Raw genomic sequence first — 535 nt, 5'->3', positions numbered from 1 at the left:
CCTCCCCGGCCGGGATCTCCTCGTCCTTCGCGTCGTCCAGCGGGATGCCGGCCAGCTCGGCCAGCCGCTCCTTGAGCCCCTCGGTCCAGGTCAGGCACTGCCTGCCCTTGGTGGCCAACTCGTACTCCAGCCACAGCCGCAGGCACTCCTCGTCCCCGGCGGCGGCCTTCTCCGCGAGCTGAAACGCCGTCAGGCCCTTCGCCCCACGGGCCAGCTTCATGTCGGCGCGGGTCATCTCGGCCGCGACCGGGCGGGCGGTGATCCGCTGGTCCACGACGTCCTTGTCCTGGACCTTGGCCAGGTAGCGGACCAGGTTGAGCGGCAGCTTGCCGTCGGCCTGGAGGATCACGGGGTCGACCCGGACGCCGTGCTGGCGGTCCGGGGTGGGCAGGCCGACCGACTTGCAGCGGTCGACCCACCGGCGGTAGAGCTCCTCCTGGAGCTCCTCGGCCTTCTCGCGGGTGGCGGGGTCCTCGGTCCAGATCAGGACGTGCAGGTGGGAGTGCCAGCCGTTCCCGCCGTACGTCACCTCGAT

At 71.4% G+C, this 535-nt stretch carries 1 pseudogene; it reads right to left on the bottom strand.

The window, feature by feature from the left end:
* Positions 1–535: pseudogene (locus ABD323_RS45020) on the bottom strand (hypothetical protein); the annotation flags it as partial.

This window comes from Kitasatospora nipponensis, assembly GCF_039528135.1.
GTDB lineage: Bacteria > Actinomycetota > Actinomycetes > Streptomycetales > Streptomycetaceae > Kitasatospora > Kitasatospora nipponensis.
The sequence above is the reverse complement of the archived record's forward strand: the minus strand, read 5'-3'. Positions and strand labels throughout refer to the sequence as shown.